At 34.8% G+C, this 22380-nt stretch carries 10 protein-coding genes; 8 read left to right on the plus strand and 2 right to left on the minus strand.

Going from position 1 to position 22380, the window contains the following annotated elements; genetic code table 11:
* Nucleotides 1-2 precede the first annotated feature (2 nt).
* The 5 genes from rplJ to ABD690_RS09080 all read left to right on the plus strand — a co-directional run bounded on the left by rplJ (nucleotide 3) and on the right by ABD690_RS09080 (nucleotide 9645).
* Entirely contained in the window at nucleotides 3-524 is a 522-nt protein-coding gene (gene rplJ, locus ABD690_RS09060; RefSeq protein WP_344729602.1) for a 50S ribosomal protein L10, read from the plus strand.
* A gap of 66 nt (nucleotides 525-590) precedes the next feature.
* Nucleotides 591-965 (plus strand): 50S ribosomal protein L7/L12, encoded by a 375-nt coding sequence (gene rplL, locus ABD690_RS09065; RefSeq protein ID WP_344729604.1) that lies wholly within the window; start codon nucleotides 591-593, stop codon nucleotides 963-965.
* A gap of 128 nt (nucleotides 966-1093) precedes the next feature.
* On the plus strand, nucleotides 1094-4906 hold the full coding sequence (gene rpoB, locus ABD690_RS09070; RefSeq protein ID WP_344729606.1) for a DNA-directed RNA polymerase subunit beta: 3813 nt from the start codon (nucleotides 1094-1096) through the stop codon (nucleotides 4904-4906).
* Nucleotides 4907-4976: 70 nt separating this feature from the next.
* Nucleotides 4977-9278, plus strand: a complete 4302-nt coding sequence (gene rpoC, locus ABD690_RS09075; RefSeq protein ID WP_344729608.1) for a DNA-directed RNA polymerase subunit beta' — start codon at nucleotides 4977-4979, stop codon at nucleotides 9276-9278.
* 52 nt (nucleotides 9279-9330) lie between these two features.
* A complete protein-coding gene (locus ABD690_RS09080) occupies nucleotides 9331-9645 on the plus strand; it encodes a DUF3467 domain-containing protein (protein WP_344729610.1) in 315 nt (104 codons plus the stop codon).
* An 80-nt stretch (nucleotides 9646-9725) separates the two neighbouring features.
* Here the strand turns inward: ABD690_RS09080 and ABD690_RS09085 are convergent, their stop codons facing one another.
* Complete coding sequence (locus tag ABD690_RS09085) at nucleotides 9726-9956, minus strand: (4Fe-4S)-binding protein (protein WP_344729612.1); 231 nt, start codon at nucleotides 9954-9956, stop codon at nucleotides 9726-9728.
* A 72-nt stretch (nucleotides 9957-10028) separates the two neighbouring features.
* Complete coding sequence (locus ABD690_RS09090; protein ID WP_344729614.1) at nucleotides 10029-11618, minus strand: peptide chain release factor 3; 1590 nt, start codon at nucleotides 11616-11618, stop codon at nucleotides 10029-10031.
* 484 nt (nucleotides 11619-12102) lie between these two features.
* Between ABD690_RS09090 and ABD690_RS09095 the strand changes: the two genes are divergently transcribed.
* From ABD690_RS09095 to ABD690_RS09105, 3 genes are read left to right on the plus strand one after another with little or no spacing between them, the layout of a single operon-like run.
* Nucleotides 12103-19377 (plus strand): DUF7507 domain-containing protein, encoded by a 7275-nt coding sequence (locus tag ABD690_RS09095; RefSeq protein WP_344729616.1) that lies wholly within the window; start codon nucleotides 12103-12105, stop codon nucleotides 19375-19377.
* Nucleotides 19378-19392: 15 nt separating this feature from the next.
* The gene (locus tag ABD690_RS09100; RefSeq protein WP_344729618.1) at nucleotides 19393-20328 is read left to right on the plus strand and encodes a PorP/SprF family type IX secretion system membrane protein; all 936 of its coding nucleotides are present in this window, start codon (nucleotides 19393-19395) and stop codon (nucleotides 20326-20328) included.
* A 12-nt stretch (nucleotides 20329-20340) separates the two neighbouring features.
* Nucleotides 20341-22296 carry an OmpA family protein gene (locus ABD690_RS09105; RefSeq protein WP_344729621.1) on the plus strand — a complete coding sequence of 652 codons (1956 nt, stop codon included), beginning with the start codon at nucleotides 20341-20343 and terminating at the stop codon, nucleotides 22294-22296.
* The last annotated feature ends 84 nt before the right edge of the window (nucleotides 22297-22380 follow it).

The following is a 22380-nucleotide window of genomic DNA, read 5'->3' on the forward strand; positions in this document are numbered from 1 at the left end:
TTATGACAAGAGAAGAAAAATCACAAGTAATCGAAGACTTAACTGCACAATTAGCCGATAATGCAAATATCTATTTAGCTGATATTTCAGGGTTAAATGCAACAGATACTTCAAACTTACGTCGTGCTTGTTTTAAAGCAAACGTACAATTAGCAGTAGTAAAAAATACCTTGCTTGCAAAAGCAATGGAAGCATCAGAAAAAGATTTCGGAGACCTTCCTACAACATTAAAAGGAAACACCTCTGTATTATATTCTGAAACAGGTAATGCTCCAGCCAAAGTAATTAAAAACTTCCGTAAAAAATCAGAAAAGCCACTTTTAAAAGGTGCTTTTATTGAGGAAGCAATTTACATAGGAGATCAACAATTAGACGCTTTAGTTGAAATTAAATCTAAAGAAGAAGTTATTGGAGATATCATTGGATTATTACAATCACCAGCTAAAAGCGTTATTTCAGCGTTACAATCTAGCGGTGGTAAGCTTGCAGGTATTATTAAAACATTATCCGAAAAAGAAGGATAATCATAAATTAGTACGCACTTTATTTACATTATATTAAAATTAAAAATTTATTAAAACGATAGAAAAATGGCAGATTTAAAAGATTTCGCAGAACAATTAGTTAACTTAACAGTAAAAGAAGTAAACGAGTTAGCTACTATTTTAAAAGATGAGTATGGTATCGAGCCTGCTGCTGCTGCAGTAGCTGTTGCTGCTGGCCCAGCTGGTGGTGGAGAAGCTGCTGAAGAAAAATCAGAATTTGATGTTATCCTTAAAGCCGCTGGTGGTTCTAAATTAGCAGTTGTAAAATTAGTTAAAGAATTAACTGGTTTAGGTCTTAAAGAAGCTAAAGAATTAGTTGATGGTGCACCAAGCGCAATCAAAGAAGGAGTTTCTAAAGACGAAGCTGAAGGATTAAAATCTTCATTAGAAGAAGCTGGAGCAGAAGTTGAGCTTAAGTAAGCTTAACCACTCAAAATTATAACGGTTTAGGTCTAAAGCAAAACGCTTTTAGACCTAGACCATTTTGCGTATATAATCGCAAGGTATTACGCACACACAATTTTTTTTAATCAAAATTCCGTCCATTGATGTTAGCAAAACAAGCTGAAAGATTAAATTTCTCTTCTATTATCAATAGAACCGAATATCCAGACTTTATGGATATTCAGATCAAATCCTTCCAGGATTTTTTCCAGCTAGAAACAAAATCTGAAGAAAGAGGGAATGAAGGGCTTTACAATACCTTCATGGAGAACTTCCCAATAACAGACACACGTAATCAATTTGTTTTAGAATTTTTAGATTACTTTATTGACCCACCAAGATATACCATAGAAGAGTGTATAGAAAGAGGACTTACTTATAGCGTACCGCTTAAGGCAAGACTAAAATTGTACTGTACAGACCCTGAACATGAAGATTTCGAAACCATTGTTCAAGATGTGTATTTAGGAACAATCCCTTACATGACTCCGAGTGGTACTTTTGTAATTAATGGAGCAGAGCGTGTAGTTGTTTCTCAATTACACCGTTCACCAGGTGTGTTCTTTGGTCAATCATTCCATGCAAATGGAACTAAATTATACTCTGCCAGAGTTATACCTTTTAAAGGATCTTGGATTGAATTCGCAACAGACATTAATAGTGTTATGTATGCGTATATCGATCGTAAGAAAAAATTACCTGTAACAACATTATTCAGAGCCATTGGTTTTGAACGTGATAAAGATATCCTTGAAATATTTGACCTTGCTGAAGAAGTTAAAGTGTCAAAATCAGGATTAAAGAAAGTTTTAGGACGTAAGCTTGCTGCTCGTGTTTTAAATACATGGCATGAAGACTTCGTTGATGAAGATACAGGAGAAGTAGTATCCATAGAGCGTAACGAGATTGTGCTTGATCGTGATACTATTTTAGATAAAGACAATATCGAAGAAATCCTTGAGACTAATGTAAAAACTATTCTTTTACATAAAGAAAGTGCACAACAAGGAGACTACGCCATTATACATAATACACTTCAAAAGGATCCAACAAACTCCGAAAAAGAAGCTGTAGAACATATTTATCGTCAATTACGTAATGCCGAGCCGCCAGATGAAGAAACTGCTCGTGGTATTATAGACAAATTATTCTTCTCTGACCAACGTTACTCTTTAGGTGAAGTAGGTCGTTACAGAATGAACAAAAAATTAGGTCTTGATATAGGTATGGATAAGCAAGTGCTTACCAAAGAAGATATCATTACCATCATAAAATATTTAATTGAGCTTATCAACTCTAAAGCAGAGATTGATGATATTGATCACTTATCTAACCGTCGTGTACGTACAGTAGGAGAACAATTATCATCTCAATTTGGTGTTGGTTTAGCACGTATGGCACGTACTATTCGTGAGCGTATGAACGTTCGTGATAACGAAGTATTTACACCTATAGATTTGATTAATGCTAAAACATTATCATCTGTAATTAACTCGTTTTTTGGTACAAACCAGCTTTCTCAATTTATGGATCAAACCAATCCACTTGCTGAAATCACGCACAAGCGTCGTTTATCAGCATTAGGACCTGGAGGTTTATCACGTGAAAGAGCAGGATTTGAGGTACGTGACGTTCACTATACACATTACGGTCGTTTATGTCCTATTGAAACACCAGAAGGACCAAACATTGGTTTAATATCATCTCTATCTGTATATGCAAAAGTGAATTCAATGGGATTCATTGAAACACCATATAGAAAAGTAGAAAATGGTGTTGTAGACATAAAAGGAGAGCCAATATATTTAAGTGCTGAAGAAGAAGAAGAAAAGTTAATCGCGCAAGCAACTGTAAAAGTTGATGATGATGGAAAAATCCTTCACGACAAAGTAATTGCTCGTATGGAAGGTGATTTCCCTGTAATCGATCCTACACAAGTAAATTATACTGATGTAGCGCCAAACCAAATATCATCTATTTCAGCTTCTTTAATTCCTTTCCTAGAGCATGATGATGCCAACCGTGCATTAATGGGATCTAACATGATGCGTCAAGCCGTACCATTATTAAGACCTCAAGCTCCAATTGTAGGAACAGGATTAGAAAGACAAGTAGCATCAGATTCTCGTGTATTAATAAATGCTGAAGGTAATGGTGTTGTAGAGTATGTAGATGCAAACGAGATAGTTATCAAATACGATAGAACTGAAGATGAAGCAAAAGTAAGTTTTGATAGCGATACAAAAACATACCCACTTGTTAAGTTTAGAAAAACAAACCAAGGTACATCAATTAACCTTAAACCTATCGTTGTAAAAGGAGATAAGGTTAAAAAAGGTCAAGTACTTTGTCAAGGTTATGCTACTGAAAACGGAGAGTTAGCTTTAGGTAGAAATATGAAAGTAGCCTTCATGCCTTGGAAAGGGTATAACTTTGAGGATGCGATTGTAATTTCTGAAAAAGTAGTACGTGAAGATATCTTTACATCAATTCATATTGATGAATATTCTCTAGAAGTACGTGATACAAAATTAGGTAACGAAGAGTTAACAAATGATATTCCTAACGTTTCTGAAGAAGCAACAAAAGATCTTGATGAAAACGGTATGATTCGCGTTGGAGCTGAAGTTAAGCCAGGTGATATCCTAATAGGGAAAATAACACCAAAAGGTGAGAGCGATCCAACTCCTGAAGAAAAATTATTACGTGCCATCTTTGGAGATAAAGCCGGTGATGTAAAAGACGCTTCATTAAAAGCATCTCCATCATTAAACGGTGTTGTTATTGACAAAAAACTTTTTGCTCGTGCTATTAAAGATAAGCGTAAAAGAGCTAAAGATAAAGAAGATATAACACAACTAGAAGGTATCTACAACAGAAAATTTGAAGACTTAAAAGCTGTTTTAGTTGAAAAATTATTTGCCATTGTAAACGGTAAAACTGCTCAAGGTATCTTTAACGATTTAGGTGAAGAAGTTTTACCAAAAGGTAAAAAGTACACACTTAAAATGTTAAACGCTGTTGATGATTATACTCATTTAACATCAGGTACTTGGACAACAGATGACTACACAAACAGTTTAGTAGCAGACTTAATCCATAACTACAAGATTAAAGAAAATGACTTACAAGGTTCATTAAGACGTGAGAAATTTACAATATCTGTAGGAGATGAATTACCAGCTGGTATTATCAAATTAGCAAAAGTATATATTGCTAAAAAGCGTAAACTTAAAGTAGGTGATAAAATGGCGGGTCGTCACGGTAACAAAGGTATTGTTGCACGTATAGTACGTCAAGAAGATATGCCATTCCTAGAAGACGGAACACCAGTTGATATAGTATTAAACCCACTAGGTGTACCATCTCGTATGAACATCGGACAGATTTATGAAACTGTTTTAGGTTGGGCTGGTCAAAAACTTAATCGTACATATGCGACACCTATTTTTGACGGAGCTAGTCTAGATCAAATTAATGAATTTACTGATGAAGCTGGAATCCCAAGATTCGGTCATACCTATTTATATGATGGTGGAACAGGAGATCGTTTTGATCAACCAGCAACAGTAGGAGTTATTTACATGTTGAAATTAGGTCACATGGTAGATGACAAAATGCACGCACGTTCTATAGGACCTTACTCATTAATTACTCAACAGCCTCTTGGTGGTAAAGCACAATTTGGTGGTCAGCGTTTTGGTGAGATGGAAGTTTGGGCACTTGAAGCATATGGTGCATCAAGTACTTTAAGAGAAATATTGACAGTAAAATCTGATGACGTTATTGGTAGAGCAAAAACTTACGAAAGTATCGTTAAAGGGGAGCCAATGCCAGAACCTGGATTACCAGAATCTTTCAATGTATTAATGCACGAATTGAAAGGTTTAGGACTAGACATTAGATTAGAGGAATAATATACAGCACATGGTTTAGAAATAAACCATGTGCATCAAGTTTACAAATAATTCGATATCACCATATATTATGGCAAGAAAACAAGATAAGAATACAGTACAGAGATTTAACAAAATCTCAATTGGTTTAGCATCACCAGAATCTATTTTAGCAGAATCTCGCGGTGAAGTTTTAAAACCAGAAACTATCAATTATCGAACACATAAACCAGAACGAGATGGTTTATTCTGTGAGCGTATTTTTGGTCCTGTAAAGGATTACGAATGTGCTTGTGGTAAATATAAACGTATACGATACAAAGGTATTGTATGTGACCGTTGTGGTGTTGAAGTAACAGAAAAGAAAGTACGTCGTGACCGTGTAGGACACATTAATTTAGTTGTTCCTGTAGCACACATTTGGTACTTCCGCTCGTTACCAAACAAAATAGGATACTTATTAGGATTACCGTCTAAAAAATTAGACATGATCATTTATTACGAACGTTATGTAGTAATTCAACCAGGTATCGCTAATAATGCTGAAGGAGAACCATTACAAAAAATGGACTTCTTAACAGAAGAAGAATACTTAAATATTTTAGAAACACTTCCTCAAGATAACCAATATCTTGAAGATACAGACCCTAATAAGTTCATCGCTAAAATGGGTGCAGAGTGTTTAATAGAATTATTATCAAGAATAGATTTAGACAGCTTATCATTTGAGTTACGTCATAAAGCAAATACTGAAACGTCAAAACAACGTAAAACAGAAGCTTTAAAGCGTTTACAAGTAGTAGAAGCTTTACGTGAGTCTAATGAAAATAGAGAAAATCGTCCTGAATGGATGATTATGAAAGTTATTCCAATCATTCCACCAGAATTGCGTCCATTAGTACCACTAGATGGAGGTCGTTTTGCTACGTCTGATTTAAATGACCTTTATCGTCGTGTAATTATCAGAAACAACCGTTTAAAGCGTTTAGTAGAGATAAAAGCACCAGAAGTAATTTTACGTAATGAAAAACGTATGTTACAAGAATCTGTAGATTCATTATTTGATAACACGCGTAAGTCTTCAGCTGTAAAAACTGATTCTAACAGACCATTAAAATCACTATCAGATTCATTAAAAGGTAAGCAAGGACGTTTCCGTCAAAACTTACTTGGTAAGCGTGTTGATTATTCTGCACGTTCTGTAATTGTTGTAGGTCCTGAATTAAAATTATACGAATGTGGATTGCCTAAAAACATGGCAGCAGAGTTATACAAACCTTTTGTAATTAGAAAATTAATTGAAAGAGGTATTGTAAAAACTGTAAAATCTGCAAAGAAAATTATAGATAAAAGAGAGCCTGTAGTTTGGGATATTCTGGAAAACGTTCTTAAAGGACATCCAGTATTACTAAACCGTGCTCCTACATTACACAGATTGGGTATTCAAGCTTTCCAGCCAAAATTAATAGAAGGAAAAGCAATCCAATTACATCCATTAGTTACTACGGCATTTAACGCCGATTTTGATGGTGACCAAATGGCGGTACATTTACCTTTAGGACCAGAAGCTATATTAGAAGCACAACTTTTAATGTTAGCATCTCATAACATATTAAACCCTGCTAATGGTTCGCCAGTAGCTGTACCTTCTCAAGATATGGTACTTGGTTTATATTATATGACTAAAGAGCGTAAATCTACTGATGAAGTAAAAATTAAAGGAGAAGGTTTAACATTCTATTCTTCAGAAGAAGTAGTAATTGCTTACAATGAAGGACGTGTAGATCTTAATGCCGCTATAAAAGTAAGAACTTTTGATTTTAACGAAGAAGGAAAATTAGTTCTTCAAATCATAGATACAACTGTAGGACGTGTATTATTTAATGAAAAAGTACCTCATGCAGCTGGTTATATCAACGAAGTACTTACTAAAAAATCATTAAGAAACATCATTGGTGATATTTTAAAAGTTACTAGCGTTCCTGAAACAGCAGCGTTTTTAGATGAAATAAAAACTTTAGGATATAACTTTGCATTCCAAGGTGGTTTATCATTTAGTTTAGGTGATATTATTATTCCGCCAGAAAAGCAGTCAATGATAGATAGCGCCAATGTAAAAGTAGATGGCATTATGGCTAACTACAACATGGGACTTATCACTAATAACGAACGTTACAATCAGGTAATTGATATTTGGACATCTACCAATGCCGAATTAACTGAATTGTCTATGAAGCGTATTCGAGAAGACCAACAAGGATTTAACTCGGTATATATGATGCTTGATTCAGGTGCTCGTGGATCTAAAGAGCAGATTCGTCAGCTTACAGGTATGCGTGGATTAATGGCAAAACCGAAAAAATCTAATGCTGGTGGTGGAGAAATTATTGAAAACCCAATTCTTTCTAACTTTAAAGAAGGACTTTCAATTTTAGAATACTTTATCTCAACTCACGGTGCTCGTAAAGGTCTTGCCGATACGGCTCTTAAAACAGCAGATGCTGGTTACTTAACACGTCGTCTTGTAGATGTATCTCAAGATGTTATTGTAAATAGTGAAGATTGTGGTACTTTAAGAGGTGTTGAAGTAACAGCTTTAAAGAAAAACGATGAAGTTGTAGAAAGTTTACAAGAGCGTATTGTAGGTCGTATTTCATTAAACGATGTATTTGATCCTCTTACTGACGAGTTATTAGTTGGAACAAGTGAACTTATTACTGAAGATATTGCAAAAGCTATAGGAAACTCTCCAATAGAATCTGTAGAAGTACGTTCTCCATTAAGCTGTGAAGCTAAAAAAGGTATTTGTGCTAAATGTTACGGTCGTAACCTAGCAACAGGTAAAATGGTACAACGAGGCGAAGCAGTTGGTGTTGTTGCAGCACAATCAATTGGAGAACCAGGAACACAGTTAACATTACGTACATTCCACGTAGGAGGTATTGCAGGAAACATTTCAGAGGATAACAAGTTAGTTGTTAAATTTGATGGTGTTGCTGAAATTGATGACCTTAAAACTGTAAAAGGAGAAGATGGAGAAGGAAACATTGTAGATATAGTAATATCTCGTACATCAGAATTAAAACTTGTAGACAAGAAAACAGGTATTGTGTTAAGCACAAATAACATTCCTTACGGGTCTACAATTTTTGTTAAAAACGGAGATACTCTTAAAAAAGGAGATACGGTTTGTCAATGGGATCCATATAATGGTGTAATTATTTCAGAATTTGCTGGTAAAGTAAAATATGAAAACATTGAGCAAGGTGTAACTTACCAAGTTGAAATAGATGAACAAACAGGATTCCAAGAAAAAGTAATTTCTGAATCTAGAAACAAAAAGTTAATCCCAACGCTTCATATTGAAGACGCTAACGGAGAAACGATTCGTTCATACAACTTACCAGTAGGAGCTCACTTAATGATTGACGACGGAGATAAAATTAAAGTTGGTAAAATTTTAGTAAAAATACCTCGTAAATCAGCAAAAGCAGGTGATATTACCGGTGGTCTTCCACGTGTAACAGAATTATTTGAAGCACGTAATCCATCAAACCCAGCTGTAGTAAGTGCAATAGATGGTGTTGTATCATTTGGTAAAATAAAGAGAGGTAACCGTGAGATTATTGTAGAATCTAAATTAGGTGATATTAAGAAATACCTAGTGAAATTATCAAATCAAATTCTTGTTCAAGAAAATGACTTTGTAAAAGCTGGTATGCCTTTATCTGATGGTTCTATAACTCCAAACGATATCTTAAATATCAAAGGACCTTCTGCTGTACAACAATACTTGGTAAATGAAGTACAAGAAGTTTACCGATTACAAGGTGTGAAAATTAATGATAAGCACTTTGAAGTTGTTGTAAGACAGATGATGCGTAAAGTAAGAATCATTGATTCTGGAGATACAATTTTCCTAGAAGATCAGTTAATTCATAAGTCAGACTTTATAGAAGAGAATGATGAAATCTTCGGAATGAAAGTTGTTGAAGATGCTGGTGACTCTGCTACATTAAAAGCAGGTCAAATTATCTCTCCACGCGAATTAAGAGATGAAAACTCATTATTACGTAGAGAAGATAAGCAATTGGTTGTAGCAAGAGATGCTAGACCAGCAACAGCAACTCCAATACTTCAAGGTATTACAAGAGCGTCATTACAAACTAAATCATTTATATCAGCGGCATCGTTCCAAGAAACTACAAAGGTTCTTAACGAAGCAGCAGTAAATGGTAAAGTAGATTCTCTAGAAGGACTTAAAGAAAATGTAATTGTAGGTCATAGAATTCCAGCTGGAACTGGTATGAGAGCTTATGAAAACATTATCGTTGGTTCTAAAGAAGAATTTGATGAAATGATGCAAGCAAAGCAAGAAGTTAATTATAATTAAAAAGTATTCCCGCTGTAAAGCGGGATTCTTTTTTTAATAAAGTATTTTTATTATGGCTGATGACAATAAAAAAAAACAAGGGCAAATTAATATAGAACTTGATGAAAAGGTAGCAGAAGGAATATATTCTAACCTTGCAATAATCAATCATTCTGTATCAGAATTTGTTGTAGATTTTGTAAGTATTATGCCTGGAACTCCAAAAAGTAAAGTAAAATCTAGAATTATATTAACGCCACAACATGCTAAACGATTACTAAAAGCATTGGCAGATAATGTTAATAGGTTTGAAAATGCCCACGGAGAGATTAAAGATTATGAGCAACCACCAATTCCTCTTAATTTTGGCCCTACAGGAGAAGCCTAATATTTTAAAAAATTAAAAAATCCCTTTAAGAGTATTTTCTTAAAGGGATTTTTTATTATTAGAGTTTATTTCTATTAAAACTAGCTAGCTTTCTTTTTATTTAAGCAATATTGTAATGCACCAGATGGGCATTTTTTTACTTGCTTAATTATTTTTTTTGTCGACGCACCGTCAAGATTTATCCAAGGAATTACAGACTCCCTAAACACATTTGAAAGTTCTTTGGCACAGCGTGTTGCATTTATGCACACATTTGGTTTGTAGGTAACAGTAATATCATCGTTACTGAAAACATTATTGTTTATTTCCATAAGCGATTTGATTTGGGGGTGTTATTATAAAATATCGTTTAAATGTATAAAACAATCGATTAAAAACAAAATTTATTTGAATTCTGATGTAAAATGGAATTTTATACTTGGATATTTTTGTTGTGTCATTTGTAATGAGAATGCTGAATCAGCCAGGAACACCAATTGATCATGCTTGTCTTTGGCAAGAAAACGTTGTTTTACTCTTAAAAACTCTTTGTATTCCTCGTTTTTTTCATCTTCAGGGTCAACCCAACATGCTTTAAAAACATTTAAGTTTTCATAGGTGCATTTTGCTCCGTATTCGTGCTCAAGTCTATATTGAATAACTTCATATTGTAATGCTCCAACAGTTCCTATAACTTTTCGTCCGTTAAGTTCTAATGTAAATAACTGCGCAACACCTTCATCCATTAACTGGTCTATACCTTTGTATAGTTGTTTTGATTTCAAAGGATCTGCATTATTGATATATCTAAAATGTTCAGGTGAAAAACTAGGAATACCTTTGTAGTTTATAGCTTCTCCTTCGGTAAGAGTATCTCCAATTTTAAAGTTTCCAGTATCATGTAAACCTACAATATCACCTGGATAAGATACATCTACGATTTCTTTTTTTTCTGCAAAAAAAGCATTTGGACTAGAAAATTTCAGTTTTTTATTATTTCTAACATGAAGATAAGGTTTATTGCGTTCAAATTTTCCTGAAACAATTTTTATAAATGCTAATCTATCTCTGTGATTTGGATCCATATTGGCATGTATTTTAAATACAAAGCCAGTAAATTTATTTTCATCTGGTTTAACCAAACGCTCTTCACTTTGTTTTGGTCTAGGTTTTGGCGCAATGTCAACAAAACAGTCTAGTAGTTCACGAACACCAAAATTATTCAAGGCAGAGCCGAAAAACACAGGTTGTTGCTGTCCATTTAAGTATGTGTCTTTATCGAAAGTAGGATATATACCTTCAACCAATTCAATTTCTTCTCTTAAAGTATTTGCTGCTTTTTCTCCAACTAATTCATTAAGTTCTTCAGAAGCTAAATCAGATATTTCTATTGTTTCTTCAATATTTTTTCTACTATCACCACTAAAAAGGTTTACATTTTTTTCCCATAGATTGTAGATACCTTTAAAGTCATAACCCATTCCTATAGGAAAGCTTAATGGAACAACACTTAATCCAAGTTTTTGCTCAACTTCATCAAGTAAATCAAAAGCATCTTTTCCTTCTCGATCTAGTTTGTTAATAAACACAATCATAGGGATATTTCGCATTCTACATACTTCAACAAGTTTTTCAGTTTGCTCCTCAACACCTTTGGCTACATCAATTACAACAATAACACTATCAACAGCAGTGAGTGTTCTGAAGGTATCTTCGGCAAAATCTTTATGTCCTGGCGTATCAAGAATATTAATTTTGATCCCATTATATTCAAAAGCTAATACTGAAGTTGCTACAGAGATACCTCTTTGGCGTTCAATTTCCATAAAGTCACTTGTAGCACCTTTTTTTATCTTATTACTTTTTACAGCACCAGCCTCTTGAATTGCACCACCAAAAAGAAGTAGTTTTTCTGTTAAAGTTGTTTTACCAGCATCGGGATGCGATATAATACCAAAAGTTCTTCGTCTATTTATTTCCTTGTTAAAACTCATAATTATCCGTAAAAATAGGTTGCAAATATACTATTAAGTATGATTGGAGATAAATTTTTATAAAATAAGTTGGTTTATATTAAAATGTTAATATTTTGATGTATTTCATCGAAAAATGATGTTTTTCCTTTTTTAATAATGTTTAATGTATTTATATTTATGATATATCTATTATATTTTTTATTTTAATAATAATATGATATTAAGTTAACATTTTAGTAAAGTTTAGCTCAAAACTTTAAAATTCTTCCCCCTAAGAAATAATTTATAGCTAAACACATTTTCTGTTTTTTCAAAGATTTTTCTTTGAAGCTATAGCGATGTGTTGTGTACGCATTTGATCAATTTTTTTTGATTTTTCAGTTGTGTCATGTTTAAGATTTTAATCCCAAAATGTCTATAAATTATGTGCAATTTTACTTACCCGTATTTAGTTTTTACAAAGCTTTTTACCCGAAAAAAAAGGATGCTTTACCTGTTGGTTTTGGCTGTAACATTATTTTCATTTATAAATACAAGAGGCAGCAATTTACCTGTTGATAATGAGTTGGTTTTACCTCCAGTTAATGTGCCCTGTAATACAGATGTTCCTGTGCCAATTACAGCCTTAAACTACAGTGACTTATCTGTAACAAAATCTACAACCGGATTATGCGTCTTAAACTGTAGCGTTACAAACGAGGCTAATATAATTGATGCAGATGAATCAAATTTTTCTACTGTTGTAACAGATATAGGAGTGGGTATAACACATACAATTACTGTTACAGACAATACAGTTGATGAATTTTTTAATGCAGGAGGTTATGCTGGTTTCTTATTAGGAACATCATCTGTACTTGAGGTTGATTTGCTAAATGCTATAACAGTGAGAACGTATCTTGACGGAACTCTACAAGAACTCAACACAAGTAGCTCACTTGCTGTCGTACAACTACTGGCAGGTAGCCAATATTATGTAGGGTTTTATACTACGATGGACTATGATGCTATAGAAATTTCAATTTCAAGTTTAGCAGGTGTCTTGTCTGCAACTAATATATATCATGCGGTTTCGAGCGATTTTTGTCCAGGACCAGCACTGGTTTGTAATACACCAACAATGCTTTCAAAGCCGGATTTTCCAGCTAAAATTGTAGATTCTCGTACAGGTTTTGGAGGTGTTTTAAGTGTAGGGACTATTGTAGATGCTAATGCAGCTATAGATTCTAATAGTAGTTCTTATGCAAGTATAGATTTCACATTAGGTGTTTTAGCTACAGGAAGCTTGTCAATAAAAGACGAGTTGACAGATTACCCTGAACAAACATATGTAGGTTTTGATATTGAGAACTCCTCAGTTTTAAATTTAGATTTATTAGATGGAACAACAATTAATACATATTTAGATGGAGTCTTACAAGAAAGTCAATCAGGGAGTTCTGAATTATTATCTGTAGGAAGCGGTTTACTGTTTACTGGTTCAGAGCGCTCACAAATAGGTTTTGTTACATCACTACCATTTGATGAAGTACAATTATCAATCCAGCAAACGGTTTCTTTAGACTTAGGAAGTACAAGAGTTTATGGGCTTGTGTTAGAATCATTTTGTGAGGGAACATTAGCTTGTGGTGAAGCCACATTGTTAAATAACCCTTCTCAACCAGTAATAATAAATAATACAAATACAGGAATAAATGGTATTGCCTGCATAGGATGTGAGGTTGATAATGCTACTAATGTAGTTAGCGAAAGTAATTCAGACTTTGCAATGATTAATGTTGTTGCTGGTGTTGCTAGTACAGCTTCTATTTCTGTAGAAAATGTATTAGATACTTTTCAAGCAGGAAGTCAAGCAGGCTTTGTAATACGAGATACAAATGATTTGTTAGAAGTAGATTTATTAAGCTCCTTAACAATATCAACATATTTAGATGGGACTTTACAAGAGTCTGTAACTGCAAGTAGTTTATTGTCGTTAGAAGCTTTAGGCTTAATAAGCATTACTCCAAGCTCTACAAACGGTTACCAGTTAGTTGGTTTTAATACAACATTAGATTATGATGAGATTCAGCTCACAGTTGGGTCCCTCGTTGGAGTGATAAATAGTATAGAAGTTTATGGTGGTTATGTTGATACTTCTATGCAAATAGAAGGAACAATTATAAATGAAACTGCTATAGGTCTGTCAGATGGTAATCTTTCAATATCGGTTTCAGGAGGAACGCCTCCTTACTCTTATCTATGGAGTCCAAATGGTGAAACAACTGATGTTATATCTGGATTAACAGCAGGAACTTACTCTGTTACAGTTACAGATGCATTAGATTGTCAAAAAACAGCAGAGTTTATTGTGTATACAGATGGCGTGCAGTATCCTGTTCCTTGTAACACTATAGATCCGGTTGCAATTACTGCTTCTGGTTTTACAGATTTAAGCATTACAGAGAACACTACAGGTCTTTGTGTTGCCGGTTGTGGTGTCTTAAATAGCGGAAATATAATAGATTCAGATACAGATACTTTTGCCACTATAGCAACATTAGTAGGTTTGGGAGTAACACATACGTTGACTGTTACAGATGAAACAACTTCAGAGTTTTTTACTGCAGGTGGTTATGCAGGTTTTTTAATTGAAAATAGTTCTGTATTGCAAGTTGATTTATTAGATGCTATTGTCGTTAGAACTTATCTTGATGGTAATTTACAAGAAGTAAATACCAGTACGTCATTAGCGGCGATAAATAGTTCGTTGTTAGGTTCAGATGCGTATTATGTAGGTTTTTACACGACAATGGATTATGATGCTATAGAAATTTCAATTTCAAGTTTAGCGGGTGTTTTATCTACTACAAATGTTTATCATGCGGTAACAAATAGTTTTTGTGAAGGACCTGATTTAGCTTGTAATACGCCAACGGTATTAACAAAACCTGATTTTCCAGTAAGAATAGTTGATGAGCACACAGGAACAGGAGGTTTACTTGGTGTTGGTAGTGTAAATAATACAAGCAATCTTTTTGATTCAAATTACGGCAACTATGCAACAATAGATTTATTGGCAGGTTTAGCTGCAACAGCATCACTAGCTGTAAAAAATGAATTAACAGATTATCCAGCTGAAACATATGCAGGGTTTGATATTGAAAATGCTACATTATTAAACACGCAACTGTTTGATGCTATAACTATTACGACATATTTAGATGGGACATTAGTTGAATCTAGAACAGGGGCAACAGAGCTTGTACCTGTAAATTCTGGATTACTTTTAACAGGAACTGAGTCAACACGAATAGGTTTTGTGACTACAGCACCTTTTGATGAAGTTCAAATAACAATGTCACAGCTTGTTTCGTTGAGTTTAGGAAGTACTAGAGTTTACGGATTAGTATTAGAATCTTTCTGTCCTGGAATTATTAATTGTGATGAGCCTTATGTGTTATCAAATCCTAACGATTCAGTAATAATCAATAATAATAGAACAGGTACAGACGGATTAATTTGTGCTGCATGTGAAGTTGATAATACGCAAAATGTTATTTCAGAAGATGATAGTGATTTTGCTATGATAAACGTTGTTGCAGGTGTAGCAGCATCAGGTTCAATTTCTGTTCAAGATGTTCTTACAGATTATCCAGCAGGAACAACTGCAGGCTTTGTAATACGAGATACAAATGATTTATTACAAGTTGATTTATTAAATTCTATTACCATTACAACTTATTTAGACGATGTTCAGCAAGAACAGCAAACAGCTAGTAATTTATTAGCGTTAGAAGCTTTAGGGCTTGTAAACATTACACCAACGTCTACAGATGCATTTTATATTGTAGCTTTTGAGACAACATTAGCTTTTGACGAAGTGCAAATAACAGCTGGTTCACTAGCAAGTGTTATAAATTCATTAGAAGTTTATGGCGGTTATATTGATGCGACAACTACAGGATTCTGTCAATCAGCCGATATCGCGTTAATCAAAGTCGGAGTATTTAATGATGAAGATAGCGATAGCTGTAGCGATGTAGGCGAGACCATCACCTATACATTTACAGTAACCAATCAAGGAAACGCAAGTATCACCAATGTGGTATTAGACGATCCAATGTTAGGTGGAACGATAGCATTAGCATCAGGCGATGACGATTCAGATACTGAATTAGACGTTGATGAGACTTGGATTTACACGATGGATTACACCATTACGCAAGCCAACATAGATGCTGGATCAGTAAGCAACCAAGCAACAGTAACTGGAACAAGCACAGGTGGCGTTGATGTCAGTGATTTATCAGATAACGACAATATCACAGAAGACGAAGTAACAGAAACGATGCTTTGTCAATCCGCTGATATCGCATTAATCAAAGTCGGAGTATTCAATGACGAAGATAGCGATAGCTGTAGCGATGTAGGTGAGACCATCACCTATACATTTACGGTAACCAATCAAGGAAACGCAAGTATCACGAATGTGGTATTAGACGATCCAATGTTAGGTGGAACGATAGCATTAGCATCAGGCGATGACGATTCAGATACTGAATTAGACGTTGATGAGACTTGGATTTATACGATGGATTACACCATTACGCAAGCCAACATAGATGCTGGATCAGTAAGCAACCAAGCAACAGTAACTGGAACAAGCACAGGCGGCGTTGATGTCAGCGATTTATCAGATGACGACAGCATCACAGAAAACGAAGTAACAGAAACGATGCTTTGTCAATCCGCCGATATCGCATTAATCAAAGTCGGAGTATTCAATGACGAAGATAGCGATAGCTGTAGCGATGTAGGTGAGACCATTACCTATACATTTACGGTAACCAATCAAGGAAACGCAAGTATCACGAATGTGGTATTAGACGATCCAATGTTAGGCGGAACGATAGCATTAGCATCAGGCGATGACGATTCAGATACTGAATTAGACGTTGATGAGACTTGGATTTATACGATGGATTACACCATTACGCAAGCCAACATAGATGCCGGGTCAGTAAGCAACCAAGCAACAATAACTGGAACAAGCACAGGTGGCGTTGATGTCAGTGATTTATCAGATGACGACAGCATCACAGAAGACGAAGTAACAGAAACGATGCTTTGTCAATCAGCCGATATCGCATTAATCAAAGTCGGAGTATTCAATGATGAAGATGGCGATAGCTGTAGCGATGTAGGTGAGACCATCACCTATACATTTACGGTAACCAATCAAGGAAACGCAAGTATCACGAATGTGGTATTAGACGATCCAATGTTAGGAGGAACGATAGTATTAGCATCAGGCGATGACGATTCAGATACTGAATTAGACGTTGATGAGACTTGGATTTACACGATGGATTACACCATTACGCAAGCCAACATAGATGCCGAATCAGTAAGCAACCAAGCAACAGTAACTGGAACAAGCACAGGTGGCGTTGATGTCAGTGATTTATCAGATAACGACAATATCACAGAAGACGAAGTAACAGAAACGATGCTTTGTCAATCCGCTGATATCGCATTAATCAAAGTCGGAGTATTCAATGACGAAGATAGCGATAGCTGTAGCGATGTAGGTGAGACCATCACCTATACATTTACGGTAACCAATCAAGGAAACGCAAGTATCACGAATGTGGTATTAGACGATCCAATGTTAGGAGGAACGATAGCATTAGCATCAGGCGATGATGATTCAGATACTGAATTAGACGTTGATGAGACTTGGATTTACACAATGGATTACACCATTACACAAGCCAACATAGATGCCGGATCAGTAAGCAACCAAGCTACAGTAACCGGAACAAGCACAGGTGGCGTTGATGTAAGTGATTTATCAGATGACGACAATATCACAGAAGACGAAGTAACAGAAACGATGCTTTGTCAATCCGCCGATATCGCATTAATCAAAGTCGGAGTATTCAATGACGAAGATGGCGATAGCTGTAGCGATGTAGGTGAGACCATTACCTATACATTTACGGTAACCAATCAAGGAAACGCAAGTATCACGAATGTGATTTTAGACGATCCAATGTTAGGTGGAACGATAGCATTAGCATCAGGCGATGACGATTCAGATACTGAATTAGACGTTGATGAGACTTGGATTTATACGATGGATTACACCATTACGCAAGCCAACATAGATGCCGGATCAGTAAGCAACCAAGCAACAGTAACTGGAACAAGCACAGGTGGCGTTGATGTCAGTGATTTATCAGATGACGACAGCATCACAGAAGACGAAGTAACAGAAACAACGCTTTGTCAATCAGCTGACATTGCATTAATCAAAGTTGGAGTATTCAATGATGAAGATGGCGATAGCTGTAGCGATGTAGGTGAGACCATTACCTATACATTTACGGTAACCAATCAAGGAAACGCAAGTATCACGAATGTGATTTTAGACGATCCAATGTTAGGCGGAACGATAGCATTAGCATCAGGCGATGATGATTCAGATACTGAATTAGACGTTGATGAGACTTGGATTTATACGATGGATTACACCATTACGCAAGCCAATATAGATGCTGGATCAGTAAGCAACCAAGCAACAGTAACTGGAACAAGCACAGGTGGCGTTGATGTCAGTGATTTATCAGATGACGACAGCATCACAGAAGACGAAGTAACAGAAACGATGCTTTGTCAATCCGCTGATATCGCATTAATCAAAGTTGGAGTATTCAATGACGAAGATGGCGATAGCTGTAGCGATGTAGGTGAGACCATCACCTATACATTTACGGTAACCAATCAAGGAAACGCAATTATTGATAGTGTAGAGTTGAATGACGACATGTTAGGAGGTGTTATAGCTTTAGCGTCTGGAGATTTAGATAACGATGGCGAATTAGATTTCAATGAAACCTGGTTGTATACATCTACTTACGTAATAACTCAAGCCGATATAAATAATGGATTAATAAGTAATCAGGCTATTGTGTCAGGAATAAGTGTTGCAAATGGGACTGTAGTCGCAGATTTATCTGATGATGATAGTGTGTTAGAAGATGACCCAACAGTGACATTGGTGTGTAACTCAAGTTCAGTGTCTCTTGAAAAAGTAGCCGTGTTTAATGATGAGAATGGTAGTGGAGCAGCTCAAGTAGGCGAGACAATTACCTATACATTTACGGTTTATAATACGGGCTTATCAACACTTTATGACATTGTAATTCAAGATGCTCTTCCGGGTATAGAGATTCAAGGTGGTCCAATTTCGGAATTGTTACCAGGAGAAATTGATGACTCTACATTTACGGCGACTTATACTATTACACAAGCTGATATAAATAACATGTTGGTTACAAATCAAGCAGAGGTTATTGCTTTTGATGCATCAGGAAATACAATAACTGATACATCCGATGATCCTACAAATTTAGAGGATGTAGATATAAATGATGACGGAGAGCCAGATGATCCAACAGTCACCGTATTACCTAGTGTACTTAATGCAGGATTTGAAATTTTTAATGGCATTACACCTGACGGAGATGGTTTAAATGATTTCTTTTTGATAGAGGGTATTGAAAATTTTCCAAATAATAATCTTAAGATATTTAATCGTTGGGGAGTTAAGGTTTATGAAACAGATGGCTATGGTATTTCTGGAAATGTTTTTAGAGGTGTTTCTGATGGTCGTGTAACTATTAGTAAAAATGAAGAATTACCTACAGGTACATACTTCTATATATTAACACGACAATTTAATCAGCAAACCCTTAACAATCAAGGTTACTTATATATCAAAAGAAACTAATAAAACTTTAAAAACATGAAATATTATATATTATTACTATTAGCTTTTATTAGTGTTAATTTAAGCTTTTCGCAACAAGATCCACAATACACACAATATATGTATAACACTCAAGCTGTAAACCCTGGTTATATAGGGTCTAAAGAAGCGCTTGGTTTTGGATTATTATATAGAACACAATGGGTGAGTTTTGAAGGAGCTCCTCAAACAGGAACTTTTACTATAAACTCACCTTTAGGAGAACTTAAAAGAATGGGTTTAGGTTTGTCTATTGTTAGTGATAAAATTGGACCAGCTACAGAAACAAATGTTGTTGTAGACTATTCTTATTCAATAATTTTATCTGAAATATCAAGATTATCATTTGGTTTAAAGGCGGGAGTTGATCTTCTTGATGTAGATTATACCAAACTGAATATTTATGATGCTAATGACCCGCAATTTTCTCAAAATGTAGATAAAAAACTTCAGCCTCAAATTGGAGCCGGAATTTTCTTTAATACAGATAGATTGTATTTAGGACTATCTGTTCCTAACTTTTTAAACTCCAAACATTACAATTCAGATAGTTTAGATGATGTTAATGTTAACGCAGTAGCTATAGAACGATTACACTACTTTTTTATAGCAGGTTATGTATTTGATATTAGTGAAAACCTGAAATTTAAGCCCGCAACTATGATAAAAGCAGTTAGTGGTTCTCCATTGCAAGCAGATTTATCAGCAAACTTTTTATTTAATGAAAAGTTCACTTTAGGAGCAGCTTACAGGTGGGATGCCGCCATTAGTGCTATGGCTGGTTTTCAAATTACTAACAAGCTGTTTGTGGGTATGGGATACGATTTTCAAACAACAGATATTGAAAAATATAGCGACGGCTCTTATGAGATATTCTTAAGGTTTGATGTTTTCAATAAAACCGAACGTATACTAACCCCAAGATTTTTCTAAACAATGATAATTATGAAAACATATATATACAAAGTAGTAATATGCTTGGTTTGCCTTTTTTGTAATGTAAATACATTTGCACAAATAGGTAAAATTGAAAAAGCAAACGCAAAATATGATAAATACGATTATATAGATGCAAGACAGATTTATTTAAAAGTTGTAGATAATGGATACCGCTCTGCTGAAATTTATAGAAAACTAGGAGATACATACTATTTTAATAGTGAATACTCTGGCGCAGCCAAATGGTATTATAACTTAATAAATGAGTTTCCTTCTGACGCTGTTACAACAGATTATTTTAGGGCAGCACAATGTCTTAAAAGTATTGGAGAGCAAGATGAAGCAAATAAGTTAATGGATGTATATAAATCAAAAGGCGGAAAAGCCATTGCTATAGAAACCTATAAAAATGTCGCAGATACATTATTTGAAAAAGGTGTTCAGGATAAACTGTTTGAGATTGAAAAAATAGGAGTAAATACAGGATATTCAGATTTTGGACCTGCATTTTATGGAGACCATATCGTTTTTACATCAAGTGATGAATCTATAAAAAACTTTGAAAACCAATCTGCAGACTTATCAGGTTGGGATAATCAACCGTTTTTAGATTTATATCAAGCTACAGTTGATGACGAGCTAAACGTTGTAGATGCTATAGCCTTAAAAGGTGATGTTAATTCAGAATATCACGAGTCTACAGCAGTATTTACTAAAGATGGCAACACTATGTATTTTACTAGAAACAATTTTATAAATGGTAAGAAAGGTCGAGATAAAGACCATGTTGTGAAGCTTAAAATATATAAAGCCACAAAAAGTGGAGATCGTTGGGAAAATGTAAAAGAGTTGCCTTTTAATAGTGATAGTTATTCAATAGGGCATCCTGCATTAAATCCAGAAGAAGACAGGCTTTATTTTGCTTCAGATATGCCAGGAACATTAGGAATGTCAGACTTATGGTATGTAGATATTCTGGGTGATGATATTTATACAAAACCAGTTAATTTAGGAGACACAATTAACACCGTTGCCAGAGAGACATTCCCGTTTATTAGCTCTGAAAACAACCTGTATTTCTCAAGTGACGGACATGCAGGTATGGGAGGTTTAGATATCTATGTTACTAAAATAACAAATGAAGGTTTTGGAGAAATAGCCACATTTGGAGAACCTATAAATAGCTTGAAAGATGATTTTAGTTTCATTATAAAAGAAGGAAGAATAGGGTATTTTGCATCAAATAGAGATGGAGAAGAAGGCAGTAAAAGTGACGATATTTATCAAATATGGGAACGATGTGAGATTACTATACAAGGTCCAATCAAAGATGAAGTTACAGGCGATGTAATTCCAAATGCCGAGGTCACTTTGCTGGATAGTAGCAATAATGAAATAGATAAGTTAGTAGTTGGAGAAGATGCTGTGTTTTCTTTTAAGTTAGACTGCGATCAGCAATATATTATCAGAGCTAAAAAAGAAGGTTATAACCCTAGGGAAGAAATAATAGAAACACCTAAAAACCCAAAAGCCATAGAAATGCCTATAGTTTTAAATATGCCTATGACTTTAAAATCTACAGATCCTTGTCCTCCAGATGATTTAGGATGTCGATTAACATTACAACCAATTTATTTTGATTATGATAAATCAAACATACGCCCAGATGCTGAAATAGAATTAGCTAAAATATTGGTAGCATTAAACGAGTACCCAAAACTAAAAATACACATCGAGTCTCATACAGATTCTAGAGGAAGAGATGCATATAATTTAAAATTATCTGAACGTAGAGCACAATCTACATTGCAGTGGTTTTACGATAAAGGGGTAAGTAATAGTAGATTGTCCGCAAGAGGCTACGGAGAATCTCAATTAATAAACCAATGCGAAAATGGTGTAGAGTGTACAGAAGAAGAACATCAATTAAATCGTAGGTCGATGTTCATTATTCGGGAATAAGGTTAATAGCTTATTCTTTATTAATACCCTGTCTATTGTTTAGTCAGGGTATTATGTTTTAAAAAGTGATAGCTTTCATACCAA

Origin of the sequence: Corallibacter vietnamensis, assembly GCF_039537875.1 — a bacterium.
Lineage (GTDB): Bacteria > Bacteroidota > Bacteroidia > Flavobacteriales > Flavobacteriaceae > Corallibacter > Corallibacter vietnamensis.

Excerpts from the sequence above, each read along its gene's own strand:
- rplJ (WP_344729602.1), top strand. The coding sequence starts at position 3 with ATGACAAGAGAAGAAAAATCACAAGTAATCGAAGACTTAACTGCACAA.
- rplL (WP_344729604.1), top strand. The coding sequence starts at position 591 with ATGGCAGATTTAAAAGATTTCGCAGAACAATTAGTTAACTTAACAGTA.
- rpoB (WP_344729606.1), top strand. The coding sequence starts at position 1,094 with ATGTTAGCAAAACAAGCTGAAAGATTAAATTTCTCTTCTATTATCAAT.
- rpoC (WP_344729608.1), top strand. The coding sequence starts at position 4,977 with ATGGCAAGAAAACAAGATAAGAATACAGTACAGAGATTTAACAAAATC.
- ABD690_RS09080 (WP_344729610.1), top strand. The coding sequence starts at position 9,331 with ATGGCTGATGACAATAAAAAAAAACAAGGGCAAATTAATATAGAACTT.
- ABD690_RS09085 (WP_344729612.1), bottom strand. The coding sequence starts at position 9,956 with ATGGAAATAAACAATAATGTTTTCAGTAACGATGATATTACTGTTACC.
- ABD690_RS09090 (WP_344729614.1), bottom strand. The coding sequence starts at position 11,618 with ATGAGTTTTAACAAGGAAATAAATAGACGAAGAACTTTTGGTATTATA.
- ABD690_RS09100 (WP_344729618.1), top strand. The coding sequence starts at position 19,393 with ATGAAATATTATATATTATTACTATTAGCTTTTATTAGTGTTAATTTA.
- ABD690_RS09105 (WP_344729621.1), top strand. The coding sequence starts at position 20,341 with ATGAAAACATATATATACAAAGTAGTAATATGCTTGGTTTGCCTTTTT.